23 protein-coding genes are annotated in these 26345 nt (G+C 42.3%); 19 read left to right on the top strand and 4 right to left on the bottom strand.

Features of this window, described 5'->3' with window-relative positions; genetic code table 11:
• Positions 1-84: 84 nt before the first annotated feature.
• The 7 genes from pyrD (at position 85) to F9Y84_RS05660 (ending at position 8673) form a co-directional block, all read left to right on the top strand.
• A complete protein-coding gene (pyrD, locus tag F9Y84_RS05630; protein ID WP_147390423.1) occupies positions 85-1095 on the top strand; it encodes a quinone-dependent dihydroorotate dehydrogenase in 1011 nt (336 codons plus the stop codon).
• A 122-nt stretch (positions 1096-1217) separates the two neighbouring features.
• Positions 1218-1745: a cell division protein ZapC domain-containing protein gene (locus F9Y84_RS05635; protein WP_147390422.1), complete on the top strand. Its 528-nt coding sequence runs from the start codon at positions 1218-1220 to the stop codon at positions 1743-1745.
• Between the two features lie 389 nt (positions 1746-2134).
• Positions 2135-2524, top strand: coding sequence for a TFIIB-type zinc ribbon-containing protein (locus F9Y84_RS05640; protein ID WP_128731337.1), 390 nt, complete (start codon positions 2135-2137; stop codon positions 2522-2524).
• 166 nt (positions 2525-2690) lie between these two features.
• The gene (gene rlmKL, locus F9Y84_RS05645) at positions 2691-4802 is read left to right on the top strand and encodes a bifunctional 23S rRNA (guanine(2069)-N(7))-methyltransferase RlmK/23S rRNA (guanine(2445)-N(2))-methyltransferase RlmL (protein WP_147389645.1); all 2112 of its coding nucleotides are present in this window, start codon (positions 2691-2693) and stop codon (positions 4800-4802) included.
• Positions 4795-5025: a glutaredoxin family protein gene (locus tag F9Y84_RS05650; RefSeq protein WP_128731339.1), complete on the top strand. Its 231-nt coding sequence runs from the start codon at positions 4795-4797 to the stop codon at positions 5023-5025. The genes rlmKL and F9Y84_RS05650 overlap by 8 nt, the downstream gene beginning before the upstream one ends.
• A gap of 1 nt (position 5026) precedes the next feature.
• Positions 5027-6943: an ATP-binding cassette ATPase Uup gene (gene uup, locus F9Y84_RS05655; protein WP_125252732.1), complete on the top strand. Its 1917-nt coding sequence runs from the start codon at positions 5027-5029 to the stop codon at positions 6941-6943.
• A gap of 8 nt (positions 6944-6951) precedes the next feature.
• On the top strand, positions 6952-8673 hold the full coding sequence (locus tag F9Y84_RS05660; RefSeq protein WP_147389644.1) for a DUF3466 family protein: 1722 nt from the start codon (positions 6952-6954) through the stop codon (positions 8671-8673).
• Positions 8674-8825: 152 nt separating this feature from the next.
• Here F9Y84_RS05660 and F9Y84_RS05665 read toward each other — a convergent pair whose 3' ends face one another.
• Complete coding sequence (locus tag F9Y84_RS05665; protein ID WP_125252734.1) at positions 8826-9335, bottom strand: DUF2062 domain-containing protein; 510 nt, start codon at positions 9333-9335, stop codon at positions 8826-8828.
• Between F9Y84_RS05665 and F9Y84_RS05670 the strand changes: the two genes are divergently transcribed.
• From F9Y84_RS05670 to tcdA, 7 genes are all read left to right on the top strand, one after another.
• A complete protein-coding gene (locus tag F9Y84_RS05670; protein ID WP_225740717.1) occupies positions 9336-11561 on the top strand; it encodes a DNA internalization-related competence protein ComEC/Rec2 in 2226 nt (741 codons plus the stop codon).
• 62 nt (positions 11562-11623) lie between these two features.
• The gene (gene msbA, locus F9Y84_RS05675; protein WP_147389643.1) at positions 11624-13363 is read left to right on the top strand and encodes a lipid A export permease/ATP-binding protein MsbA; all 1740 of its coding nucleotides are present in this window, start codon (positions 11624-11626) and stop codon (positions 13361-13363) included.
• A complete protein-coding gene (gene lpxK / locus F9Y84_RS05680) occupies positions 13364-14347 on the top strand; it encodes a tetraacyldisaccharide 4'-kinase (protein WP_147389642.1) in 984 nt (327 codons plus the stop codon). It begins immediately after the preceding gene.
• Entirely contained in the window at positions 14337-14534 is a 198-nt protein-coding gene (locus F9Y84_RS05685; RefSeq protein WP_125252737.1) for a Trm112 family protein, read from the top strand. The genes lpxK and F9Y84_RS05685 overlap by 11 nt, the downstream gene beginning before the upstream one ends.
• Positions 14522-15277, top strand: coding sequence for a 3-deoxy-manno-octulosonate cytidylyltransferase (gene kdsB, locus F9Y84_RS05690; protein WP_125252738.1), 756 nt, complete (start codon positions 14522-14524; stop codon positions 15275-15277). Before F9Y84_RS05685 ends, kdsB begins: the two co-directional genes overlap by 13 nt.
• Entirely contained in the window at positions 15270-15935 is a 666-nt protein-coding gene (locus F9Y84_RS05695; RefSeq protein ID WP_147389641.1) for a pseudouridine synthase, read from the top strand. Before kdsB ends, F9Y84_RS05695 begins: the two co-directional genes overlap by 8 nt.
• Before the next feature lies 1 nt (position 15936).
• Positions 15937-16734, top strand: coding sequence for a tRNA cyclic N6-threonylcarbamoyladenosine(37) synthase TcdA (gene tcdA, locus F9Y84_RS05700; protein WP_125252740.1), 798 nt, complete (start codon positions 15937-15939; stop codon positions 16732-16734).
• Between the two features lie 61 nt (positions 16735-16795).
• Here tcdA and F9Y84_RS05705 read toward each other — a convergent pair whose 3' ends face one another.
• The 3 genes from F9Y84_RS05705 to F9Y84_RS05715 all read right to left on the bottom strand — a co-directional run bounded on the left by F9Y84_RS05705 (position 16796) and on the right by F9Y84_RS05715 (position 19810).
• The gene (locus tag F9Y84_RS05705) at positions 16796-17203 is read right to left on the bottom strand and encodes a SufE family protein (RefSeq protein ID WP_125252741.1); all 408 of its coding nucleotides are present in this window, start codon (positions 17201-17203) and stop codon (positions 16796-16798) included.
• A 3-nt stretch (positions 17204-17206) separates the two neighbouring features.
• Positions 17207-18421: an aminotransferase class V-fold PLP-dependent enzyme gene (locus F9Y84_RS05710; protein WP_147389640.1), complete on the bottom strand. Its 1215-nt coding sequence runs from the start codon at positions 18419-18421 to the stop codon at positions 17207-17209.
• A 102-nt stretch (positions 18422-18523) separates the two neighbouring features.
• Positions 18524-19810 carry a citrate synthase gene (locus tag F9Y84_RS05715; protein WP_147389639.1) on the bottom strand — a complete coding sequence of 429 codons (1287 nt, stop codon included), beginning with the start codon at positions 19808-19810 and terminating at the stop codon, positions 18524-18526.
• A 417-nt stretch (positions 19811-20227) separates the two neighbouring features.
• Between F9Y84_RS05715 and sdhC the strand changes: the two genes are divergently transcribed.
• The 5 genes from sdhC (at position 20228) to sucA (ending at position 26344) form a co-directional block, all read left to right on the top strand.
• A complete protein-coding gene (gene sdhC / locus F9Y84_RS05720; protein ID WP_125252744.1) occupies positions 20228-20605 on the top strand; it encodes a succinate dehydrogenase, cytochrome b556 subunit in 378 nt (125 codons plus the stop codon).
• Entirely contained in the window at positions 20596-20943 is a 348-nt protein-coding gene (sdhD, locus tag F9Y84_RS05725) for a succinate dehydrogenase, hydrophobic membrane anchor protein (RefSeq protein ID WP_128731348.1), read from the top strand. The genes sdhC and sdhD overlap by 10 nt, the downstream gene beginning before the upstream one ends.
• Complete coding sequence (gene sdhA / locus F9Y84_RS05730; protein ID WP_125252746.1) at positions 20944-22716, top strand: succinate dehydrogenase flavoprotein subunit; 1773 nt, start codon at positions 20944-20946, stop codon at positions 22714-22716.
• Positions 22717-22726: 10 nt separating this feature from the next.
• Positions 22727-23446, top strand: a complete 720-nt coding sequence (locus F9Y84_RS05735; RefSeq protein WP_125252747.1) for a succinate dehydrogenase iron-sulfur subunit — start codon at positions 22727-22729, stop codon at positions 23444-23446.
• A gap of 84 nt (positions 23447-23530) precedes the next feature.
• Positions 23531-26344: a 2-oxoglutarate dehydrogenase E1 component gene (gene sucA, locus F9Y84_RS05740; protein WP_147389638.1), complete on the top strand. Its 2814-nt coding sequence runs from the start codon at positions 23531-23533 to the stop codon at positions 26342-26344.
• The last annotated feature ends 1 nt before the right edge of the window (position 26345 follow it).

Here is a 26345-nt window from a genome sequence, read left to right on the forward strand (position 1 = left end):
TGTCATTGCCATAATCCATTTAGCTAAAATCACAAAAAGGTGATTTTAGCTAAGTCGATTACGTACCAATACTGAGGAGCTACCATGTTTTACGATCTTGCGCGTCGTTTTATGTTCAACAAAGATGCGGAGTGGGCACACGATTTTGCCCTAGGCAACCTTCGTCGCTTTGCAAATACGCCAATGAGCCTTGCATGGTCTCAATCAGTTCAAGACAAACCAGTTAACTTTTTGGGATTAGAATTTAAAAACCCAGTAGGGCTCGCTGCTGGTCTTGACAAAAATGCTGAGTGTATCGAAGCATTCGCACAAATGGGCTTTGGTTTTATCGAGGTAGGCACTGTTACGCCAAGACCGCAAGCTGGCAACGATAAACCTAGGATCTTTCGTCTACCTGAAGCAAATGCGATTATCAATCGCATGGGATTTAATAACAAGGGTGTTGATTACTTAGTTAACAATGTTAAAGCGGCAAAATACGATGGGATCCTTGGGATCAACATCGGTAAAAATAAAGATACACCGAACGAGCAAGGTAAAGATGACTACATTCACTGTATGAGAAAAGTGTTTGAGCATGCGTCTTATATTACTGTCAATATCTCTTCACCAAATACACCGGGCCTTAGAGATTTGCAATATGGTGAAGCACTAGATGATCTGTTACAAAGCTTGAAAAATGAACAAATGGATCTGGTAGCTAAGCACAACAAGTCGGTGCCTATGCTGGTTAAGATCGCCCCTGATGTTGATGGTATTCAGCTAGCTCAAATTGCTGAGTCTCTTGTGAACAATCGTATCGATGGTGTTATTGCAACAAATACAACATTAGCTCGTGATGCCGTAGAAAACTTAGAGCATGGAAATGAAGCTGGAGGCCTGTCTGGTCGACCGGTTCGTGAGAAATCAACGCACGTTGTTAGCGAACTAAAGCGTATTACTGAAGGTAAGCTACCCATTATCGGTGTTGGTGGGATCGACAGTGCTGAGTCTGCTAAAGAGAAGTTTGCAGCGGGAGCTGATCTTGTTCAAGTGTATACTGGCTTTATTTACGAGGGACCAGAATTGGTCAAAAGGATCGTTACGTCCTTATAAGGATCGCTCATATAACAAAATGATCGAAAACAAAACGTTATTATAAAAAATTTCATCATTGCGCTTTTCGCGTTATACTCCCACTTACTGGTTATGGTTAATTAGTTTGTGGGAGAGTCGTTTTGCAAGCTTCAAAAGAGTGGCAATGGATACGCTGCGAGAAAAGAAATAGGCTGTTAATTGACTTAGGTGAAGAGCTTCAGCTTTGTACGCCTTTTCGAATTCGACACCTGACCGACGACTCTGCATCAAGCCCGACCTTTAGCCTAAACGAGGCCGAATTTTATCAAAACGTATTCGATTACCTTCGTGGTTTTTCTGTCTGGAGTGAACCACAATGCTGTCAAATTGCTTTGAATGCAACCGCTGCTAAATTCCATCTTCAGCCAATGCAAGCTAAAAGCTGGTTTTTCAAACCGTACAATGGGTGCGAGCCCGTTAGTGAAGCTGTGGTTTGTTTGCGTTCAAAACAAAGCCAAGGCGAGTTTTTGATAATAGAGCATGACGGCCAAGCAAGCCTATGTCTAAATCTAAGTCAACAATTTATCTTAGATGAAGGAATTGAACTTGAGCAATTTCAAGCAATTAAGGTACTGAATGATAGATTATCTCCCCTAGTTTTATCGAACCTAGTACACCGAAGCGCGTAGCGATATTGAGTTAAGGAATAACACAACGTAATGTCTCGCCCATAACCATACTCTAGCTCCCAATCAGAGCACTTCTCCACAAGGTAGCTATTAGCTTTTATAAAGTCTAATTGACCCGAGCCGTTAGGTTGTATTAACTTGTACCTTATACCAATTAGACTTAATACTTGCTCAATTTGAAGGAGTAAATCTGACGCTAACCCGTTAAAAATTTCTTATTTAGAACAGCTAAATAGCAAAATTTTTGCCTTGCCTACAGGACGTAGGTACCTTAGCGATAGCAGGAGACGGTGGCTGAGTTATCGACAAGATTTTCTCGCCTCAACATAGACCACTTAATTAAGATAATTGGTGTTAAATCATTGTAGCAATGAATTAAGGGAATAACTATGAACTGTCTTTGCGACAAAACTTTAAAGCTGATCTACACCGACATTGAAGGCTATTGCGGTTATCAATGCCCATCTTGTGATGCAGTTTGGCTTCCTCGTAAATTTGTAGAAGCGATTAAACATACCTACCATTTTACATACGCAGACTTTCTTGCGACCCGAACACCACTCAAACAGAACGCTGTACAATCATGTCCGGATGATGGCCATAAGCTTGTTGCGTATCAGCTCAATAATGCGTCGTTTAGTGAATGTCCGTGTTGTGCCAGTATTTGGTTTGAAGCAGGGGAGTTACAGGCACTGTTGCAAAATTACCAACGCGTTAATAGCAACACGAGTATCTTAGACAAGCTAGATATTTTTAATTTGTTTAACATATTGTCTTAACGAGTTTGAAATTGGCAATAAAAACAGACGGATTGGCTTTGTCTAAAGCTAATTTGCATATAATAACAGTGCTCCTGCTATTTATCGTCTTCAATCAAAGTCAACTAATAACTAACCATAACTTGTGTGTTATACTGCGCTCAGTTGAAATTTAAGGGTATTCAAATTGCAATTTATCGCATTGACATCTATTGGTGTAGAGCAGCTACTGGTAGAAGAATTAACCGAGTTCGGTTTTGAAATTAACAAGCAAACGGTTGGGTCTGTAAAGTTCACTGGCACTAATTTAGACGTACAAAAGTTTTGTATGATGACTCGATTTGCAACACGCGTAATGTTGCTGATTGATGACAAGCCAGAAGTAAACGATAAAGACTCGCTGTATAAATTTGTGCGTTTTCAAGCTTGGCAAGACTGGTTTAGTCCTAAGCAAACGTTTGCTGTTGAGTTTAATGGCACCAACAATGCGCTAAAAAATACTCAATTCTCTGGTTTAGTCATAAAAGACGGTATTGTTGATTACTTTAATGACTTGTTCGAACAACGCCCCGATGTGGATAAGCAAACACCAGATATTCGCATAATTGCGAAACTGACCAAACAAGGTTGTGCGCTTTATATTGACTTTTCTGGCCCGCGTTTGTCTGACAGAGGCTATCGTGATAAACAAGGTAAAGCACCTATCCGTGAGCACTTAGCCGCAGCGCTTGTGAAGCGCAGTGGTTGGTTGCAAGATACCAATAAACCACTATTTGACCCCTGTTGCGGCTCGGGTACGTTGTTGATTGAAGCGGCATCCATGGCGCTTGGATTACCAGCCAATCCAAACAAGGATTTTGCTTTTAAACGTTTACCAAGCTTTCGTGAAAGCAAGTTTAGTGAGCTAAAAGCGCAGCTTAACGTAGCCCCAGAGCAGAAAAACCTCTGGCTAATAGGTAGCGATATAGATGAACGTGTCCTTGCCATAGCAGAGCGCAATGCCAAGCGAGCTGGACTGGAGTCACATATCAAATTTAAGTTTGAAGATGCCAACCAGTTGAGCCTTGCCGCCAAGCGTCCAGGTACAGTACTCAGTAACTTACCTTACGGTGAGCGCTTAGGTGGAATGGCTGAGATAATCACGCTTTACCGCAATATGGGTATTGCTTTCAAAAAGCATTATAGAGGCTGGGATTTGGCTTTATTAGCCAGTGAAGAGAGCTTGCTGAAAGTACTAAAGCTAGCACGCAAAAAATCATATAAGTTTAAAAATGGCCCATTAGATGTGCTGCTAAACCTGTATGAAATGAACGATGCGCAGGTACAACAAAATAAACAAAGTAGTGGTTTAAACTTTGAAGGGTCTAGCGCATTTGGTAACCGCCTCAAGAAAAATGTGCAGAACCTTAAGTCGTGGTTAAAAAAAGAAAACGTAAAGGCTTATCGAGTTTACGATGCGGATATTCCAGAATACAACGTTGCGGTAGATGTTTATAACGATAGTGCGGTGATTTTTGAATATAAGGCGCCGAAAGAAATTGACGATACGGTAGCGCAAAAACGTCTACAGGACGTGATCACACTGACTGCCGAACAGCTTAATATTGATCCGCTTAACATTGCGGTAAAAGTAAGAAAGCGTCAAAAAGGTCAAGAGCAATACAAGGCATTAGACAAGCAAAATCGTACTGAAATAGTAGAAGAATATGGCGCAAAGTTTAAAGTCAATCTATTTGATTACCTTGATACGGGGTTATTTCTAGATCACCGCTTAGCACGTAAATTTATTCAACAACATGCAAAAGATAAGCGGGTATTGAACCTGTTTGCATACACAGGAAGCGCCTCGGTACATGCAGCTGTTGGTGGTGCTAAATCGGTCACTACGGTTGATATGTCGAAAACCTATTTGAAATGGGCGGAAGAGAACTTTGAGCTTAATAGCTTGAAGAATCCTCGTTTCAGATTTGAGCAAGCTGATTGTTTAAAATGGCTCGAGCGAGCAGTTGGTCAATATGATCTTATTTTCTTAGACCCTCCAACATTTTCAAATTCAAAACGAATGTCAGATGCCTTTGATGTACAAAGAGATCACCTAAAATTATTTGGCTGGGTTAAAAAAATCTTGGCACCTAATGGCGTACTCTTGTTTTCTAATAACAAGCGTGGCTTTAAAATCGATGAGGTTGGACTCGCAGCCTTGGGGTTAAGTGCTGAAGAGTATTCTACGCAAACTCTATCCCCAGACTTTAAGCGCAACAAACAAATTCATAACAGTTGGTTGATCCGCCATGATTAAGTGCACATTATTTCACACCGAAGGTTGTCATTTGTGTGAAGAAGCGTTAGCAATGCTCATTCAGCTATTACCTGAAGCAGAAATTGAATTAATAGATATCGTTGATGACGAAGAAACGATGACGACATATCAATATCGTATTCCCGTTATCAAAAAAATCGAAACAGGGCACGAACTTGGCTGGCCCTTTTCTCAACAACAATTACAAGAATTTATAGCATAGTATGGATCTTATTCGAATCGCTAAAGCACAACTGGCTTTTGGCTCGCACCCTATACTCGATCAGGCTGATGCAGTGATTGAGTCAGGGGAGCGTGTTTGTATTGTAGGACGAAACGGTGCAGGTAAGTCTACCTTACTCAAAGTACTCGATGATCAAGTTCAACTTGATGATGGTGAGATAAACCGAGTAGGTGGTCTGAAAGTATCAAGGCTGGAGCAAGACCCTCCAAAAGGGGCAAATGGCTCGGTGTTTGACTACGTTGCTAATGGATTACCCGATGTCGCTGAATTGCTGATTGAATTTCACGAAATTAGTGAGAAGCTGCAAACTAACCAGTCTGATAAATTAATGACAACGCTTGAGCGCCTAACGCAAAGATTAGAAAGCGAGGATGCTTGGCGGTTTGAGTCAAGGATCAAGCAAGTACTGAGTCAGTTACAGCTGGATGCTAATATGCGGCTTGAAGAGTTGTCAGGAGGCTGGTTACGCAAGGTCGCACTGGCAAAAGCACTTGTTAGTGATCCTGATTTATTACTCTTAGATGAGCCAACGAACCATCTCGATATGCAGAGTGTTATTTGGCTAGAGCAATTTTTAAAAGAATTTAAAGGCGGAATCGTGTTTATTTCACACGACCGTGCCTTCATTCGCTCTATGGCAACTCGCATCCTAGATTTAGATCGTGGTCAGCTGGTTTCATACCCTGGAAACTACGCACAGTATCTAGAGCAAAAAGCCCATGATTTGAAAGTTGAAGAACAGCAAAATGCGCTATTTGATAAAAAGCTAGCGGAAGAAGAAGCTTGGATCCGTCAAGGGATCAAAGCTCGACGTACACGTAATGAAGGACGTGTGCGAGCCCTCAAAGCATTACGTGTGGAGCGTAAGCAACGTATCGAGCAACAAGGTAAAACAGACTTTAACATCGAGACTGCTGAGCGCTCAGGTAAGTTGGTGTTTGAAGCTAAGCATCTGAACAAAGCGTTCCAACAAAAAGTCATTGTAAAGGACTTTTCTACTTTGGTTATGCGTGGCGATCGTATTGGATTGGTTGGGCCTAATGGTGCTGGTAAAACCACGTTATTGAAAATGTTATTTGGTGATATTTCATCAGATTCTGGTTCAGTAAAACAAGGGGTTAACCTAGAAGTTGCATACTTTGATCAATACCGCGAAAAGCTAGACGAGGAAGCGACTGTTCAAGATAATGTTGCCGAAGGCAAACAAGAAGTCATGATGGGAGGACGCTCACGCCATGTACTTGGTTATCTTCAAGACTTCTTGTTTCCTCCAGCTCGAGCAAGAACGCCAGTAAAGGCTTTATCAGGCGGAGAAAAGAACCGCTTATTGCTTGCGAAGCTTTTCTTAAAGCCTTCTAACATCATAGTGCTGGATGAACCAACCAACGATTTGGATATTGAAACACTGGAACTTCTCGAAGAAATTTTAAATCAATATCAAGGTACTGTTTTGGTGGTAAGTCACGACCGAGAGTTTATTGACAATACTTGTGGCAGTGTGTGGGCTTTTGAAGGCGAAGGTCAAGTGACTGAAATAGTTGGTGGTTACAGCGATTTTGAGCTGTATCAGCAAAAGCGCGACCAACAAAGAAAAGATGCCCAAAAAGTTGACCAAGAAAAGCAACAGACCGCGCCGCTCAAAAAGGCGCCAGCTACGACTCGAGCAAACAAGCTGAGTTACAAATTAAAACTTGAATTAGAGTCATTGCCCAGTAAAGTAGAGGAACTTGAAGAGGCAGTGAATAAACAACAAGCGCTGGTCAGTGATCCTGACTTCTTTAAACAAGATCAGCAAACCACCCACGAGGCATTGAACCAATTGACTGAACTAGAGTCGAAGCTGGAAGCCGCGTTTGAGCGCTGGGAAGAATTAGAAGCATTACAGAATCAGCAGTAAGGATTAAGATGAAATTTAAACTTTTAGCCGCGAGTATCGCTGTTGCCATTTCACAACAAGCGGTCGCTGCAACATATCAGTTAACAGAACTACCAAGACACGCAAACAGTAAATATACCAATGTATCGGACGCGAATGAGGCGGGTGAAGTTATTGGTCAAGCATCAAACTTATTTGGTGTAAAAATTGATGTATCTTATATTGATTTTGACGATTCAAATTTAAAAAACTATTACGACAACGCGAAGCTGCAGTACGAGAAAATTGATGAACCCATCACGTTTACACTAGATGATATTCAAAATAACAATGCCGCAAACACTAATGCACAAGCGCATGCGTTTATGTTGTCTTACATCACGTCGGCGAGTCGTTCAGCATCATTGGAGTATCAGCAGGTTAACCGCTCTATTTCGCTTATGTTTAACAATAATACAGCAGAAGAGTTTGTTGTATTTGATGAGCAATCACCGGATTATCAAGGGTTAACTCGCTCTGTAAGCAATTATTTAACCGGTATTGCAGATGACGGCACTATTGTTGGGTGGGGCTCTGCGCCTTACAAAAAGATCACCTTCACCAAAGATGGTGAAACAGAAGTAGATACCTACTTTGTCCGGGATTGGCGTAATAAGGGTGTTCTAATTACGCCAGCCGGTGAAAAAATTGCTTTAGAACCTGCTTTTGCTGAGCATGGCGGCTTATCTTTAGCTACCGACATAAAGCAAACCAATGATGGTGGGTATGTGGTAGTTGGACAAAGTTCAACATCGTTATCAAAACGTACGATAGAAAGCATTGAAGATAATTGTGATGGCGTGGACGAACCTGTTGAGGTCTGTATTCAAAGGCTTTCTAATCCATACCATACTCGAGCATACAAGTGGACGTTCGATAATGACTTCAATTTAACTAGTGCAACTGATTTAGGACTGGCTTTTACACCGGATGAAGACAGTGAGATTGCTTATTCAAGTATTGCAATTGCGACCAATGCAAATGGACTGACTGTAGGTGATTCACGTGCACGAAGACAAAGCAATGATGATTTGCTTCCGAATGATCAAGCGGTTTATTTTAAAGAGGGCGAAATTAAGCGTATTAAAGAAGTTGAAAGCTTTTATGAATATAGCCAAGCGATTGATGTAAATGACAATGGCATCATTATTGGTGCTTTTGGTCGGACAGCGAATGGCTCCAAAGAGAATGACTCAACGGGTTTTTATTTCGATACTAATACCTCCGAATTTAAAGAAATGCCGGCATATTTTGAAAACTCAGTAACCGTAGTTAATGATATTAATAACAATGGTTTTGTTGTTGGTCAGGGGGTTGTTGAAAAGTCAGGCTCTAGCCGACGTCGTGAAGCATTCTTATATGAAATTGGTGCAGATAAGTTGGTGAATATCAATTCACTTCTTCCATGTAAGAGCGATGATTTTCCTTACACTATAGGGGAAGCGGTTAAAATCACCGATGATAATAAAATCTACGCTGTTGCAACGAAAACCGTTGAAAGACGTAACACATTAGGCGAGATAGAAAAAGACAGTAAGGGTGAAATAGAATATGAGTCAGTCACCTTACCGGTTGTATTAACTCCTATCTCTGGTGAGCCTGAAACTTGTACTCCACCTGAAGCTGAAACGTATGAGCGTCAGTCAGCAAGTTGGTCTTGGCTTAGTTTGCTAGCTCTACCTTTGGTTGCGCTGAGAAGAAGACGTAAATAAAGCTGGTGGTACTAGCCAATAAAAAAAGCCCTGAAGGGCTTTTTTTATATTTAACACTAATGTAGCGAAGATCTTGTCTATACTCTATGTAGTTATTCTAAATAAGAAACTTTTAACGCAGCTAGCATGAAGACCAAGTGGTATGAAATTAATCAATCTTGTCCACGGTTTTGCCAAGCTTTATTGACTGAGCGTCGCCATAAATAATCAATGCCAAAAAAGCCAATAACTGCTGCGATGCTCGCACAGATTAACGAGCCGACGATAAAAGCAGGACCAATGGTCGTTAGGCTTTGTGCAAGCCACTCCCAACTTGCTTCGAAATGAAACGGTTGTTGCTCTTGCCCGAGTGCGAATACACCAACCAGATATGAACAGTAGAATATGGGTGGCATGGTTAATGGATTGGTGATCCATACTAACGCAATAGATAAGGGTAAGTTAACGCGAAAAGGGATCGCGAGGGCTGCAGCAAGCACCATTTGAAAAGGAACAGGGATGAAAGCGAAGAATAACCCCACTGAAAAAGCCCCTCTTGCCGAGCGCCGGTTGAGGTGCCACAAGTTAGCATCATGTAATAATTTACCGAAGATTTTTAATGATTTCTGTTGTTTGATTTTATTATGATCAGGTAAAAAGCGTTGGATCGTTTTTTTCGCCATTTGCAGCTGCCGTCTACTTGGATTCTGATATGTTTTGGAATAATCCTAGGGAGCTTCTGCGCAGTATTTTTCCTTGATAACTGGCGTGTGGCCGCAACAAGCTTATTCCTCTACTTCATAGGGCGTTATTCTAAGCCTTTTTCTCTGATATTGGCAGGATTTATTTTAGGGATTTCTGTAGTTCTTTGTCATTATGTCGTTTTTTATAAATTACATATACCACAACAATGGCTCAGCGGCCCCATTATGATTGTTGGAGAGGTGATTGAGGTCTCAAATACGCCCAGTGGTGGCGCTGTTGTAATTGATATGCAGAAAATTGCCTCTGAAGACATTGACAGCTGGCGAAGTGTTCGCGCTAAGCTTTATCAGAATGACTCCAACATTGTATTTAGTATCGGTGATAAAGTTGAGGTATTAGGAAAGCTTAAACGATTTCGTAGTCGAATTAATATCGGACTTTTTAATGCTGAACTCAATGCTTTCAGAAAGCATCATTATTTTAAAGGCAATATCTTACGTATACAGCAAATAGAGAGTCGTCCAGATTGGCGAACATTGTATCGCCAACATATCGCCAGTGAGTTACAAAGTACAGAATATGGTTGGTTTTATTATATTCTACTGACTGGTGACACTAGTAAAGCGACATTTGATAACAAACGGCAGTTCAGACAACTCGGGCTGAGTCATTTACTGGCAATTTCAGGTTTACACATTGGTATTGTCTTTGGCTTAGCTTTTTTATCATTAAAAATACTGTTCTATTGTAGTCCCATCAGCATTTCACAACACACCAATCTGCATCAAATATGCTTAATTTTTGCGGTGTTATTATGCGTCGGATATGTGTTTGTATGCGGTTATAGTGTCTCAGCGACAAGAGCTTTGGTCATGGCTTCAGCATGGACAGCTTGCTATCTGTTTACGCTTAGGGGGAGTGCCGTGCAGATCCTTACGACGGCATTGTTCGTGGTACTGATAATCGACCCATTTGCATTACTTAACCCCGGTTTATATTACTCTTTCTTTGCCGTTGCCATTATCCTTACTTTACTGCCCAAGTCAGGGAGTGGGGTGGTTGGGAAACTGCTTGTCTTAGTTAAACTACAAGTAGCATTATTTGTCTTCCTACTGCCACTTAACCTGTATTTTTTTGCAGGGGTTAGTGTGGTCTCAACCTTCGCGAACCTTATTATCATTCCCTTTATTTCAATAATCGTCGTTCCTGTACTCATACTTCATTTCTGTGTATTTGATTATGTTGACTGGCAACTACCTTTGGATTTGGTGGATACTGTGTTGACAATGGCACTTTTAGGCTTCAAATACCTTCCTGTTGACTGGTTAGCACTTTCAAGTGTATCCGCAGAGTTACTAATTTGTACTTATCTGAGCGTCTTGCTCTTTGTTATTTTCAGACATTACTTGAGTGTACTACCGTTATTCTTTTATCTACTGAGCAGTTTTACTAAAGTACAACCAAACTGGCAGCTTGATGTGTTTGATGTTGGGCATGGAACGGCCGTGTTAATATCTAAAAACCGAAAAGGTTTGCTATATGATTTAGGTGCAAAATATTTTGGTTATTTCTCAATATTTGAATTTGTAATTAAGCCTTACCTTAGCAACAACCGTATTCAGTTGGATGCCACGATTGTCAGTCACGATGATGGCGACCACAATGGCGGACTTGATGATCTGTATGCTTATGACGGTGGACGGTCGTTACTGCAATTTCATAACAATGAGCAACTGCTTGGTTGTAACCTTGGTAAGCATCAGTTTGCAGGACTTGACGTACAAATAATTTGGCCAAGCGAATTGTCTGGCAATGATAATAACAACTCTTGTGTGGTTCGGGTGAGTGACGGGCAGTTCTCAGTACTGTTACCGGGAGATATTGAAAAACGAATAGAAGCAAAATTAATTAATGAAGCGCGCGAGTCATTAAAGGCGGATATTTTATTGGTGCCACACCACGGTAGTGCCAGTTCCTCAAGCGAAGCATTTGTTGAGGCTGTTATGCCCAAGTTTGCTGTATTTTCAAGAGCGTTTCATTCGCCATGGAAGATCCCAAATGAGCAAGTGGTTAATAGATACAAGAAAATAGGCGCAACACTTTTAGATACCGCGTTGGATGGACATATTAGAATTTTGATTTTTGACCAAAAAATAGCAATTCAACGAGGCCGACTGGTTGAAAATTACTGGTTTCTCAGATAATCCATTCAGTTTTAGTGATTTGAAAGTTACAATAATGCCATATAGAAAAATTGAGGCTGGCAATGCAACCAACCGATAAGCAAATCTACGCTAGATTATTTAGTTACGTAAAAGACTTTAAACTTGCAGCCATATTTTCTGTCATTGGAATGATAGGGTATGCAGCAATGGATGCCTCATTCGTTGCACTGATGGATCCATTTATAGACGAGGGGTTGACTGCTGGAAACCGAGAAGTGCTTAAACTCGCCCCGTTTGTTGTGATTGCTCTGGTGGTAGGCCGTGGCATATTTAATTATATGGCTTCTTATTGCTTGTCTTATGTTGGTTCACAAGTCGTACGCAGCTTGCGACAGCAATTGTTTGAACATATGTTGTACTTACCGGTATCTTTTCATGATCAACATTCTAATGGTGAGCTGATTTCTAAGATCACTTTTGATACGGAGCAGGTGCAGCAGGCCGTGACTAAGGCGTTGCAAGTCTTGATAAGAGAGGGGGCATTTGTCTTCTTTCTGCTGATCACTATGTTTTATGCTAGCTGGCAGTTGTCGCTTATTTTTCTAGTTGTTGTGCCAATCGTTGCTGTTATTGTCACCATTGTTTCAAAACGTTTTAAAAAAATATCGAAGAGTATTCAAGATGCTATGGGCGAAGTGACAAAAAGCTCAGAGCAAATGATGTCTGGTCACAAGGTGATCCATGGTTTTGGTGGCCAAGATAAAACCATTTCGCACTTTGCCAAAGTGAATAATCATAACCGCCAACAACGAGTAAAAATGGATGCTACCAAGGCATTGAGTGTGTCGGTTATCCAAATCATTGCAGCAAGTGCTATGGCCGTTATCCTTGCTATTATCGCCATGCCTTCTATGGTGGATAAGATTTCATCAGGCACCTTTGTAACGCTCATTACCTCAATGATGATGATGCTTCGCCCACTCAAGCAGCTCGCTAATGTCAACAGCGATTTACAACGAGGTATATCGGCAGCAAAAAGTGTTTTTGCCGTGATTGATTTAGAGCAAGAAAAGGACACTGGCACGCAGCCTTTGGTGCGTGCAAACGGTGATATTAAAATACAGAATCTGACTTTCACCTATCCGTCTAAAAATGATCCAGTCATTACCGCATTAAACTTAGATATAAAGGCAGGGCAAAGCATTGCTTTTGTTGGCCGAAGTGGTTCTGGCAAATCTACAATTTCAAATTTATTGCCACGTTATTATGATATTGACTCCGGGAGTATTGAACTTGATGGGGTTGATATCAGTGACTACAATCTGGCGGATTTACGTGCACAATTCTCAATTGTATCTCAGCAAGTGGTGCTATTTAACGATACTATCGCTAACAATATTATGTATTCACTCGAACGTCCGTTATCGGATGAAGCGCTAGAGCGTGTGGCAAAGCAAGCCCATGTTTGGGAGTTTGTTAAGGATTTACCAGAAGGCTTGAACACTCTAGTTGGAGAAAACGGAGTGATGCTTTCAGGTGGTCAGCGCCAACGTATTGCAATTGCTCGCGCAATTGTAAAAGACGCGCCGATTTTAATATTGGATGAAGCTACATCAGCATTAGACACCGAATCAGAGCGCTTAATTCAACAAGCCCTAGAAGAGTTAATGCACGACAAGACCAGTATTGTTATTGCCCATCGCCTGTCGACAATCGAGCATTGCGACCAAATATACGTATTAGATAAAGGTAAAGTTATTGAGCAAGGTGAACACCAACAGCTCGTTGCCCAGCAGGGGGTGTATCACGCACTTTGTAAGATGCAATTTGGTGAACAATAAATGGCGTCAAGAATCGAACAAAACTGGTATAAAAAGCCTGGGTTACTGACTTTATTACTACTGCCGCTGGCATTATTGTTTGGCCTAATAAGTGCTGTGCGAAAAAAGCTTTATACACTTGGTTTAACTAAACAATATAAAGCGTCAGTGCCAGTTATTATTGTGGGCAATATTAGTGTCGGAGGAAATGGTAAAACACCGTTTGTACTTTGGTTGGTTCCTTTTCTTGAGCGGCTTGGTTTAAAAGTGGGGATAATCAGCAGAGGGTATGGTGCAAATCCTCCTACTACGCCATTTTTGGTGACCAAAGACACGCCAACAGAGCAAGGCGGTGATGAGCCTTGTTTGCTTGCGCAACGATTAGCTTGTCCAGTGATGATAGGCGCTGACCGACAAAAGAGTATTGAATCATTACTACAACACCATAATATTGATATTATTGTCAGTGATGACGGATTACAACACTACAAACTGGCGCGAGATATAGAGTTTTGTATTGTAGATGCCGAACGTAAATTTGGTAACGGTTATTGGATCCCAGCAGGTCCACTTAGGGAGCTACCTAGTAGAACGAAAACCGTCGACTTAACAGTTTATAACGGTGGCTCAGAAGCATTTTCATATGCTTTAGAGGGTACCGGGTTTTTCCATGTCACAGACAATACGCTGGTAAATGAAACATACACTGAAGGTGTATCTGTGTGCGCTATCGGCAATCCAAAAAGGTTTGAGCATACACTACGAGAGAAGGGCATTGATCTCACTCATTGTCTACATTTTGCTGATCATCACCCTTATCAACCGTCGGACTTTTCACCGTTTAGTGGTGATGCTATTTTTATGACAGAGAAAGATGCGGTAAAGTGTCGCACTTTTGCAAAAGATAATTGGTATTACTTGAGAGTGGATGCCAAACCAACACAAGCGCTTGAAAAAGCAATACTCGAATTACTTAAAGATAAAGGGATCCATCATGGCCTTTGATACCAAATTACTAGAAATAATTGCCTGTCCTGTGTGTAAAGGTAAATTAAGATATGACAAAGAAAACCAAGAACTCATTAGCACCGCGGCCAAACTTGCTTATCCAATAAAAGAAGATATTCCGGTGTTGCTAGAAAATGAAGCGCGAGAGCTAAGCAGTGATGAGGTTGAGCAGTGGAATTCGTAGTCATTATTCCTGCTCGATATGCGTCTAGTCGATTACCAGGTAAGCCCCTAGCTGATATAGCAGGCAAACCCATGATCCAGCATGTGTATGAGCAAGCGTGTCAATCCGGTGCTACAGCGGTTTATATCGCAACCGATCACAGCGCAGTGTTTGATGCAGCAAAAGGATTTACTGATAACGTACTTATGACTAAAGATGATCATCAATCTGGGACTGAGCGATTAGCTGAAGTTGTAGAGCTGCTTGAACTTGATGAGCAAACTTTAGTGGTGAATGTACAAGGTGACGAACCGCTGTTAGAGCCTGAAAATATCGCGCAAGTAGCTACTTTATTACATCATTCCGATGCACCAATGGCGACATTGTGTGTTGATATTGATGATGTAGAAGAAGTGCTGAATCCAAACGCAGTAAAAGTGGTGTCGGATATTCATGAAAACGCGCTATATTTCTCACGCGCGTCCATTCCATTTCAGCGTGATAGCATGTTAAAGCTCGACAAAAATAATGTTCCTGTAAATCATTTTAATCGCCATGTAGGGATATATGCCTACCGCGCGGGCTTTATTAAAACCTATTTGTCGCTCAGTGTTTCACCACTAGAGTTACAAGAGTCGCTAGAACAGCTACGTGTGTTATATCATGGCTATAAAATCAAAGTTGCTAAGGCGATAAAGCCTGTGCACGGTGGTGTTGATACACCTGAAGATTTGCAGCGTGTCCAAGAGATACTAAATGGATAAGCTTAAGCTGATTGCTGATGAGGCGGATTATATCGTAGCCTATAAGCCGTGTGGGGTTAACTTCCACAGTGAAGAAGGACCTGGCTTTGTATCGCTACTAAATACGCAACTAGGCTATCAACTATTTCCAGTCCACCGCTTAGATAAGGTAACATCAGGCCTTATTTTACTGGCTAAATCGAGCCAAGCGGCAAAGCAATTTACAGAGATGTTCACGTCGCGGAAAATAGATAAATATTATCTTGCAATGATTAAAGCCAAACCCAAAAAAAAGCAAGGTTGGATAAAGGGTGATATGGCCAAGTCTCGGCGTGGTACATTTAAGCTAATGAAAACCAAGCTAAACCCAGCTATAACTCGCTTTTATTCTCACTCCGTTGGCGTTAATTTGCGTGGATGTATTATTAAACCATTTTCAGGTAAAACGCATCAGATCCGCGTTGCACTGAAAAGTATTGGTGCACCTATCTTGGGCGATCTTGCGTATGGTGGGGAACCTGCGGACAGAACATATTTACACGCCTTTTGTTTGGAGTTTGAGTGGCATGGTAAGTCGGTTAGCTACCAAGCTTGTCCTCCAGAAGAAGGCGCATTTACTCACCTTTTAACACATGAAATATTTGCAATTTGGCAAAAGCCAAGTCAATTAGAGTGGTAACATGACTGATTCAAATACAGAACTTAGGTTTGGCGGTATTGCTCGTCTATACGGTAACGCAGAGTTAGAAGCATTAAGCAAGGCACACTTTTGTGTTATTGGTATTGGTGGTGTTGGCAGTTGGGCTGTTGAAGCGCTAGTTCGAACTGGGGTAGGCAAGATAACGCTTATTGATATGGATGATATTTGTATCACTAATGTTAATCGCCAGCTGCATGCTCATAGTGAAAGTATCGGGATGCAGAAAATTGAGGCGATGCGGGATCGTTGTATTGCGATTAATCCAGCTTGCGAGGTCATCCTTATTGATGACTTCCTGATGTTAGATAATATTAGAAGCTACATCCAAGATTTTGATTATGTTATTGACTGTATTGATGCTGTTAAAGAAAAGGCGGCGTTAATCGCCCATTGTAAACGCAATAAAATACCCGTGATCACCACAGGTGGTGCAGGTGGACAGACCGATCCAAGTCAGATCCAATACTCAGACGTTGCAAAGACTACGCATGACCCATTACTAGCAAAAGTTCGTTATATTCTCAGAAAGCAATATAACTTTAGCGATAATCCAAAACGCAAGTTTGGCGTAGATTGTGTCTATTCAACCGAGCAGCTGGTTTATCCAAGTAGCGATGGCACCGTATGTAAAGCCAAGCAGCAAGCTGAAGGTGGAAAAAATATGGACTGTGCCACAGGGTTTGGCTCAGCCACGATGGTAACGGGGAGTTTCGGTTTCTTTGCGGCCTCTAAAGCGATACGAAAGTATCTAGATAAGCAAAGCAGAAGTAGCAAGTAAGTGTGCTCATATGAGCACCTTGAACGCTTATGTTGTTAACTGTCCGCAGCTCAGGTTAGTATTACGCTAACCTATTTGCTTGCATCTGGATCTGGTCGACAATCGCCCGTATACCATTGCCTCTTGAAGGGCTTAAATGGCTGATTAATCCTAAGGACTCAAAAAGCGTATAAGCACTAAATTGGCTTGCCTGTTCCGGTGTTTTCCCTGCATATGCTGCGATGATAATTGCAAGTAATCCTTTCACGATACGTGTATCTGAATCTGCAATAAGCACAAGCTGTTGTGCACTTTCGTCTAAGTCGACGTATAACCACACTTTACTGTCACAGCCCGATACTAATGCAGATCCAACTTTTAGTGCCTCTGGAAGTTCAGGAAGTTGTTTACCAAAAAGCATTATTTCTCGGTACTTGGCTTGCCAGCCATGACTTTCTGATAACTTTTTTGTGATATTTTCAATATTCATCGTTTAATCTAGTAATTCAATTGTGGCTTTTAAGGCATTAATAAAATGCTCGACATCAGCTTCGTTATTGTAAAATGCTAAACTTGCTCGCACTGTTCCATTGACATTAAGCATGTTCATCAACGGTTGAGCACAATGATGTCCGCTTCTGACGGCGACACCATAGGTGTTGAGTAGTGTAGCAAGGTCATAGTGATGCTCATTTTTGTAATTAAAACTGACAATCCCCACGTTGTTCTGCGTGTCACCATACACGGTTACGCCTTTAATTTGGTTTAACTGTTGTAAAAGGGACTGATAGAGGGCTCGTTCGTAGCGCTGAAGTGCCGACGGGCTAATGTTGTTCAAGTAATCAACCGCAGCGGCCAATCCTATGACGCCAGAGATATTAGGCGTGCCAGGTTCAAATTTACCAGGAGCATCACGATAAGTGGAGTGTGCAAACGTTACCTCTTGGATCATTTCTCCTCCCGTTTTATATACGGGCAGGGTATTGAGCAAATTATATCGACCATATAATCCTCCAACACCTGTAGGCCCCAACGCCTTGTGAGCAGAAAAAACATAAAAGTCGCAATCCAATGCTACCAAATCAGGCCGCAAGTGCATAAAAGACTGTGCGCCATCTATGACTGTCTTCGTACCAAGCGTTTTACAAGCTTTTATAAGAGATTCGATGGGGTGTATATTACCAAGCGCATTAGAAACATGTCCTATCGATAAGATATCTGGTTTATGTGTTTGCAATAGCGAGATAGCACCCGCTTCATCAAGCACACCATTTTCAAGCATAGGCAACACTAACAACTGTGCGCCGGTACGCTTACATGCTTCTTGCCAAGGCACGATGTTAGCATGATGCTCAAATGGGCTGATCGCTATTTTACTGTTTTCATTTAATGCTTGGCTGAGGCCATGAGCCAAAAAGTTTAGTGATTCTGTGGCACCACTGGTCCAGACAATTTCTTTTGCAGAAACATTTAAAAATTTGGCGATAGTTTCACGTGCGGCTTCATATCGATTTGTCGCGTTTTTACTCAGTGTATGTAAACCTCTGTGTACATTTGAATTCTCAGCTTGATAAAAAGTTTTGATGACATCAATAACTTTGTTCGGTTTTTGTGCAGTTGCAGCTGAGTCGAGGTAGCAAAGCGGCTGCCCATTTAGTGATTTGTCTAAAATAGGGAAGTCGTCGCGCAGAGAATGTATATCAGTCATAACGTACCTGAGTTAATTTGGCAGCGAGATTTTAGCTAATAACTGTTCATAGTTAAACAAAAAAGGCCGCATTAAGCGGCCTTTTGCAATAAAACGTCAGTATTATCTGTCGCTTTTTGATTTATAGTCGCGTGCTGTGTAGCCTTTGTAAAGCTGACGTGGACGACCAATCTTATGACCTGGCTGAGAAAGCATTTCGTTCCAATGTGAAATCCAACCGACAGTACGAGACATCGCGAAGATAACAGTGAACATACTTGTTGGAATACCAATTGCCTTAAGAATGATACCTGAGTAGAAGTCTACGTTAGGGTATAGTTTCTTCTCGATGAAGTACGGGTCTTCCAATGCAATTTGTTCAAGTTTCATTGCCACGTCAAGCAATGGATCTTGAATGTTAAGCTCTTTAAGCACTTCATGACACGTTTGACGCATTACTGTTGCACGTGGGTCAAAGTTTTTATAAACGCGGTGACCAAAGCCCATTAGACGGAACGGATCGTTCTTGTCTTTTGCTTTAGCAACATACTCGTCAATACGGTCAACAGAGCCGATTTCTTCAAGCATCGTTAAGCAAGCTTCGTTTGCGCCGCCGTGTGCAGGGCCCCAAAGTGATGCAATACCAGCTGCAATACATGCGTATGGGTTTGCACCTGAAGAACCTGCTAAACGTACTGTCGACGTTGACGCGTTTTGTTCATGATCCGCGTGAAGCATGAAAATACGGTCCATTGCTTTAGCAAGTACCGGACTTACGTTGTAATCTTCCGCTGGCACAGAGAACATCATGTGCAGGAAGTTTTCAGCGTAGCTTAAGTCGTTGCGCGGATACACGAACGGCTGACCAACGTTGTATTTGTATGCCATGGCAGCGATAGTTGGCAGTTTTGCAACCAACTTAACCGCACAACGCATGCGTTGATCTTCATCAGAAATATCAAGGTCTGAATGATAAAACGATGATAATGCACCAACAACACCACACAGCATAGCCATTGGGTGAGCGTCTACACGGAAGCCTTGGAAAAACGCAGCAATTTTCTCGTGCATCATGGTGTTGCGAGTGATCTCATCTGAGAACTCTGCTAGTTGTGCTTCGCTTGGTAACTCACCGTTAAGTAGTAAGTAGCAAAGTTCAATATAGTTAGAATTTTCAGCAAGTTGCTCAATAGGGTAACCGCGGTGAAGCAGTACTCCTTTGGCACCGTCAATGTAAGTGATAGACGAGTCACAAGAGGCAGTCGACATAAATCCTGGGTCATACGTAAATAGCCCGTGAGCGCCTAATGAACGAACGTCAACTACGTCTTGACCAGCTGTACCTTCGTAAATTGGTAACTCAATCGGATCGTGACCATCAATATGGACTGTGGCTTTTTTATCTGCCATCTATTTGTCTCCTATTTAATAACAATATTCTGATTGTTATGTTGTGATACTAATGTTAAGCAAATTCAGATCATTCTAACTTATAACCTAGGCTAAAAGTCAATTTTTATGTGATTTATGCATAAATGTATAATAAATATTCTATTGCGATTAAATATTAGACCATTCGCTAATTCGCAAGCGTCTCTATCTAAACAAGAATTGTAAAAGGCCGCGTAGCCTTATATACTGTCAACGGTTTTATACCGTATCGTCTGTGGGTAAACCTATTTTTACATCAATTTTTTACACTCCAGTGAACTTTTTGGTGTCCTAATTGGTTTATCTAGAGTGTGCCATCTACATTTGCAATATGTAGGTGGGTTTCATAAAAACAAGTAGATGAGCTCCTTTGTGGGCAAAGATGGGCAAGTAACTGTGAAAAAGCAAAGACCTGTAAATCTAGATCTTACGACTATATCTATGCCACCAACGGCTAAAGCGTCGATCCTTCATCGTGTAACCGGTGTTGCGTTTTTCTTCGCTTTAACCTTTGTGATTTGGGCTTGGTCTGAATCTCTTTCTTCTCCTGAAGGCTTCGAGTTTGTAAAAGAACTGATGTCTGGCTTTATTGCGAAATTCATCGCATGGGGCACCCTAACTGTATTGTCTTACCACATTATCGGTGGTATCCGTCACATGATTCAGGATATGGGACATTGGGAAGAATTAGAATCAGGCAACAATAGCGCGAAGATTGCATTAGCACTTTGGGTTATCGTAGCAATTTTAGCTGGAGTATGGATATGGTCTTAAATCAAGCGACATTGAAGCGTGATGGCGTACAAGACTACGTATCATTGCGCGCGACTGCGTTAATTATCCTAGCTTATGCGGTATTCATCGTAGGCTATCTGTTAATCACACCTGAACTTACTTATGAAGCATGGTCAGGGTTGTTCTCAAACTTGGCTGTGAAAGCAGCAACCATGATCACGCTAGTATGTATGATGGTACATACACGTATTGGTTTATGGCAGGTTTTAACTGACTATGTTAAGAACTCAACAACCCGCTCTATCCTTAGCTTTGTATTAAACCTTATGGCACTAGCTTACGTAGCTATTGGCCTGTTTGTTCTGTGGGGTGTTTAAGTGAAATATAACGTACGCGAATTTGACGCAGTTGTAGTTGGTGCTGGTGGTGCGGGTATGCGCGCGGCACTTGCTATTTCAGAATCAGGTAAAACTTGTGCTCTTATTTCAAAAGTTTTCCCAACTCGTTCTCACACAGTGTCTGCACAAGGTGGTATCACTGTTGCGCTAGGTAACTCGCATGAGGACAACTGGGAATGGCACATGTACGATACGGTGAAAGGGTCAGACTACATTGGTGACCAAGATGCCATCGAATACATGACTAAAACGGGTCCTGAAGCTATCACTGAGTTAGAAAATATGGGTTTACCTTTCTCTCGGTTTGAAAATGGTCGCGTATATCAGCGTCCTTTCGGTGGTCAGTCTAAGAATTTCGGTGGTGAACAGGCTGCACGTACAGCGGCTGCGGCCGACCGTACTGGTCACGCACTGCTACATTGCTTATATCAGCAAAACGTTAAAAACAAAACCAACGTGTTCTCAGAGTGGTACGCGCTTGATTTAGTTAAAAATGATAAAGGCGACGTAGTCGGTGTTACCGCAATTGACATTGAGAGCGGCGAAGTCGTTTATTTCAAGTCTAAAGCGGTTGTGTTGGCAACGGGCGGTGCAGGTCGTATCTACGCATCGACTACTAACGCACACATCAACACGGGCGACGGCGTAGGTATGGCTGTTCGTGCTGGCATTTCAATGCAAGACATGGAAATGTGGCAGTTCCACCCGACCGGTATTGCTGGCGCTGGTACACTAGTGACTGAAGGTTGTCGTGGTGAAGGTGGTTACCTTCTGAATAAAGACGGTGAACGCTTCATGGAGCGTTACGCGCCTAACGCCAAAGACCTTGCTGGTCGTGACGTAGTTGCACGTGCAATGATGACTGAAATTCGTGAAGGTCGTGGTTGTGAAGGCCCATGGGGTACGCACATTAAGCTTAAGCTTGATCACCTAGGTGAGGAAATGCTTAACCTTCGTCTTCCTGGTGTTTGTGACTTATCTAAGACATTTGCACACGTTGATCCAGCGAAAGAACCTATTCCGGTTATTCCAACTTGTCACTATATGATGGGTGGTGTACCGACAAACGTTAATGGTCAGGTGCTTAGCGTAAGTGAAAATGGCGATGAGCGTATTGTAGAAGGTTTATTCGCAGTAGGTGAAATTGCATGTGTATCTGTACATGGTGCAAACCGCCTAGGTGGTAACTCACTACTTGACCTCGTTGTATTTGGTCGTGCAGCTGGTAACTTCTTAGGTACTTACTTGAATGACTTTGAGTCTACAGGTGATGCGTCTAAAGATGACGTTGATAATGCGTTTGCACGTTTCAATCGCTGGGAGTCGTCTGAGGTCGGTAAAGGTGAAGACCCAGTACAAATTAAGAAAGACTTGCAAGAGTGTATGCAGCTTAACTTCTCAGTATTCAGAGAAGGCGACGCAATGGCAGAAGGACTTAAAGAGCTTAAAGAAATCCGCGAGCGTCTTAAGTTTGCACGCCTTGATGATAAGTCATCAGAGTTCAACACGCAGCGTATCGAATGCTTAGAGCTTGATAACTTGATGGAAACAGCATACTCAACAGCAGTAGCTGCTAATTTCCGTACTGAAAGTCGTGGTGCTCACTCTCGCTTTGACTTCCCAGAGCGTGATGATGAAAATTGGTTGTGCCACTCAGTTCATCATCCGGAATCTGATTCGATGACTAAGCGTAAGGTTAACTTTGCGCCTACGACTCGTGAAGCGTTCCCACCAAAAGCACGTACATACTAGGAGTTCAGCGATGGCTACTTTAGAATTATCAGTTTATCGTTATAACCCTGATGAAGATTCAGCACCACGTATGCAAGACTACACTCTAGAAGTAGAGGAAGGTCGTGACATGATGGTGTTGGATGCTCTGATGCAGTTAAAAGAGCAAGATCCAACTTTATCTTTCCGTCGTTCATGTCGTGAGGGCGTTTGTGGCTCTGACGGTGTAAACATGAACGGTAAGAACGGCCTCGCCTGTATTACCCCAATTTCTGCAGTGCAGAAAGGCGGTAAGGGTAAGATCGTTATTCGTCCATTACCGGGGTTACCAGTAATTCGTGACCTAGTAATTGATATGAGTCAGTTCTATACGCAATACGAGAAGGTTAAGCCTTTCTTGATCAACGACAAGCCAACTGGTGGTGAAGAACGTCTTCAGTCTATTGAAGACCGCGAAAAACTAGATGGCTTGTATGAATGTATTCTTTGTGCATGTTGTTCAACGTCTTGTCCTTCTTTCTGGTGGAACCCAGACAAGTTCATCGGTCCTGCGGGTCTTTTACATGCTTATCGTTTCTTGGCTGATAGTCGTGATACAGCAACAGAAGAGCGCCTTGCAGATCTTGATGACGCGTTCAGCGTATTCCGCTGTCACAGTATTATGAACTGTGTTAGCGTATGTCCTAAAGGTCTTAATCCAACTAAGGCAATTGGACAAATTAAATCAATGTTGTTAAACCGCTCGGTATAACACATACTACTAGCTAAGATGGCAAGCGATCGCTTGCCATCTTGTTTTCGTTTGAGTTTCTGCGCTAGATAAAAGGGCTAATAGATGCACGAAGGTGTGATGAAGGCATGGCTAGAATCTTCGCATTTGTACGGCGGCAACGTTGCGTACGTAGAAGATCTATATGAGGCGTATCTAGATGATGCAGCTTCAGTGCCAGAAGAATGGCGAGAGGTGTTTGATCAACTACCTAAAGTTGATGGTGTGGATGTTGATACAAAACATTCCGAAGTAAGAGCGCAATTTGCGGAACTTGCAAAAAACAAACACAGAGAAGTCGTGGTATCAACAGAGGGTTCTGCTGACGCCAAGCAAGTTAAAGTTCTGCAGTTAATAAATGCATTTCGTTTTAGGGGTCACCAAAACGCGAACCTAGATCCACTTGGGATTTGGGAGCGAGAACGCGTTCGCGATTTAGACCCCGCTTTTCATGATTTAACTGACGCAGATCTAGAAAAAGAATTTAACGTCGGCTCTTTTGCATGTGGCAAAGAGACGATGAAGCTAAAAGACTTGTACGCTGCACTAAAAGCGACATACTGTGGCTCTGTCGGTGCAGAGTACATGCACATCACGTCTACCGAAGAAAAACGTTGGTTACAGCAGCGTTTAGAATCGACCTTCGCTAAGCCACAATTCGACAAAGAAACCAAATTAAGAATCTACAAAGGCCTTACTGCCGCTGATGGTTTAGAGAAATACTTGGGTGCAAAATTTCCAGGTGCAAAACGTTTCTCTTTAGAAGGTGGTGATTCTTTAGTACCTATGCTGAAAGAATTAATTCACCGTGCAGGTGAGAGCGGTCAGCAAGAAGCTGTTATTGGTATGGCACACCGTGGTCGTCTTAACGTATTGGTTAACGTATTGGGTAAAAACCCACAAGAACTATTTGATGAGTTTGCTGGTAAATACGGTGAACATGCAGGTTCTGGTGATGTTAAATACCACATGGGCTTCTCGTCAGACTTTGGTACAAAAGGCGGCAATGTCCACATGGCATTGGCGTTTAACCCATCTCACCTTGAGATTGTGAACCCTGTTGTTATGGGGTCTGTACGAGCTCGTCTTGACCGATTAAATTGCCAAAGCGGATCAAAGGCTTTACCTATTACGATCCATGGTGATTCAGCGATCGCTGGACAAGGTGTTGTTCAAGAAACTTTCAACTTGTCGCAAACGCGTGCATACGGTGTCGGTGGTTCAATTCGTATTGTTGTGAACAACCAAGTTGGCTTCACGACGTCAAAGCGTGAAGATACACGTTCAACAGAATACTGTACTGACATTGCGAAGATGGTTCAAGCACCTATCTTCCATGTTAACGCTGACGACCCAGAAGCGGTTGCATTCGTTACACAAGTGGCACTTGATTTCCGTAACAAGTTCAAGCGCGACGTAGTGATTGACTTAGTATGTTACCGTCGTCACGGTCACAATGAAGCGGACGAGCCAAATGCAACACAGCCGCTGATGTATCAAAAGATCAAAAAGCACCCAGTACCTCGCCAGCTATATGCTGAGCAGCTTGTACGTGAAGGTGTGTTCTCTGAAGAAGATGCAAAACAAATTTCTGAAGACTACCGTAACGGCTTAGATAAAGGCGTGTGTGTAGTAGAAGAAATTCAAAAAGAAACTAAGCATTCTTCGGATTGGTCTAAATATGTCGGTCATGACTGGGACGCGCCATATGAGCCAAAAGTTGAATTAGAAAAACTCAAAGCACTCGGCGAAAAGATTGCCAATTACCCAGAAACGCATAAAGCACAATCGCGTGTGAAAAAGATATACGACGATCGTAAATTAATGGCGAAGGGCGAAAAGCTATTAGATTGGGGTATGGCAGAGACGTTAGCCTATGCAACGTTAGTTGACGAAGGTACTGATGTTCGTTTAACGGGTCAAGACTCTGGTCGTGGTACATTTTTCCACCGTCATGCTGTCGTGCATAACCAACAAGATGCCGCTACTTATCTTCCGCTACAAAACGTACGTGAAGGTCAGGGCGTATTTGAGGTTTATGACTCGGTGCTTTCTGAAGAAGCGGTACTTGCATTTGAATATGGTTATGCCACAGCAGAACCAACGTCATTGGTACTGTGGGAAGCACAGTTCGGTGACTTTGCAAATGGCGCTCAAGTTGTATTCGACCAGTTCTTAAGCTCAGGTGAGCAAAAGTGGGGACGTTTATGCGGTCTAACACTACTTCTACCTCATGGTTATGAAGGTCAAGGCCCAGAGCACAGTTCATCACGTCTAGAGCGTTATTTACAGCTATGTGCTGACCACAATATGCAAGTATGTGTGCCGTCAACACCAGCACAAGTTTATGCAATGTTGCGCCGCCAATCGGTACGTCCATTGCGTCGTCCTTTGATTGTGATGACACCTAAATCACTACTACGCCATCCGTTAGCTGTGTCTACGTTAGAAGAGCTTTCAGAAGGCGTGTTCAACAACATGATCGACGAGATTGATGATATCAATCCAGAAAATGTTGAGCGTGTCGTATTCTGTAGCGGTAAAGTGTACTACGAACTTTTACAAGAACGTCGTAAGCAAGAGTTGAACAACGTTGCTATTGTTCGTGTTGAACAGCTATATCCGTTCCCCCACAAAGAAATGGACGAGATCATGGCTCGCTACCAGCACGTGAAAGATTTTGTTTGGTGTCAAGAAGAGCCACAAAACCAAGGTGCGTGGTATTGTTCACAGCATCATTTCTGGGAAGCTATTCCATCTGGCGCTAATTTAACTTACGCAGGTCGCAAGGCCTCAGCTGCTCCAGCATGTGGATACATGTCTACACATACTAAAGAACAAAACGCGTTAATTGCTGACGCTTTAACAATCAAGAAATAAG

The organism is Pseudoalteromonas peptidolytica (assembly GCF_012641745.1).
In the GTDB taxonomy this organism is placed as follows: Bacteria; Pseudomonadota; Gammaproteobacteria; order Enterobacterales; family Alteromonadaceae; genus Pseudoalteromonas; species Pseudoalteromonas peptidolytica.

Coding starts and splice junctions, on each gene's coding strand:
- pyrD (WP_147390423.1), top strand. CDS start 85: ATGTTTTACGATCTTGCGCGTCGTTTTATGTTCAACAAAGATGCGGAG.
- F9Y84_RS05640 (WP_128731337.1), top strand. CDS start 2,135: ATGAACTGTCTTTGCGACAAAACTTTAAAGCTGATCTACACCGACATT.
- F9Y84_RS05650 (WP_128731339.1), top strand. CDS start 4,795: ATGATTAAGTGCACATTATTTCACACCGAAGGTTGTCATTTGTGTGAA.
- uup (WP_125252732.1), top strand. CDS start 5,027: ATGGATCTTATTCGAATCGCTAAAGCACAACTGGCTTTTGGCTCGCAC.
- F9Y84_RS05660 (WP_147389644.1), top strand. CDS start 6,952: ATGAAATTTAAACTTTTAGCCGCGAGTATCGCTGTTGCCATTTCACAA.
- F9Y84_RS05665 (WP_125252734.1), bottom strand. CDS start 9,335: ATGGCGAAAAAAACGATCCAACGCTTTTTACCTGATCATAATAAAATC.
- msbA (WP_147389643.1), top strand. CDS start 11,624: ATGCAACCAACCGATAAGCAAATCTACGCTAGATTATTTAGTTACGTA.
- lpxK (WP_147389642.1), top strand. CDS start 13,364: ATGGCGTCAAGAATCGAACAAAACTGGTATAAAAAGCCTGGGTTACTG.
- F9Y84_RS05685 (WP_125252737.1), top strand. CDS start 14,337: ATGGCCTTTGATACCAAATTACTAGAAATAATTGCCTGTCCTGTGTGT.
- F9Y84_RS05695 (WP_147389641.1), top strand. CDS start 15,270: ATGGATAAGCTTAAGCTGATTGCTGATGAGGCGGATTATATCGTAGCC.
- tcdA (WP_125252740.1), top strand. CDS start 15,937: ATGACTGATTCAAATACAGAACTTAGGTTTGGCGGTATTGCTCGTCTA.
- F9Y84_RS05705 (WP_125252741.1), bottom strand. CDS start 17,203: ATGAATATTGAAAATATCACAAAAAAGTTATCAGAAAGTCATGGCTGG.
- F9Y84_RS05710 (WP_147389640.1), bottom strand. CDS start 18,421: ATGACTGATATACATTCTCTGCGCGACGACTTCCCTATTTTAGACAAA.
- F9Y84_RS05715 (WP_147389639.1), bottom strand. CDS start 19,810: ATGGCAGATAAAAAAGCCACAGTCCATATTGATGGTCACGATCCGATT.
- sdhD (WP_128731348.1), top strand. CDS start 20,596: ATGGTCTTAAATCAAGCGACATTGAAGCGTGATGGCGTACAAGACTAC.
- F9Y84_RS05735 (WP_125252747.1), top strand. CDS start 22,727: ATGGCTACTTTAGAATTATCAGTTTATCGTTATAACCCTGATGAAGAT.
- sucA (WP_147389638.1), top strand. CDS start 23,531: ATGCACGAAGGTGTGATGAAGGCATGGCTAGAATCTTCGCATTTGTAC.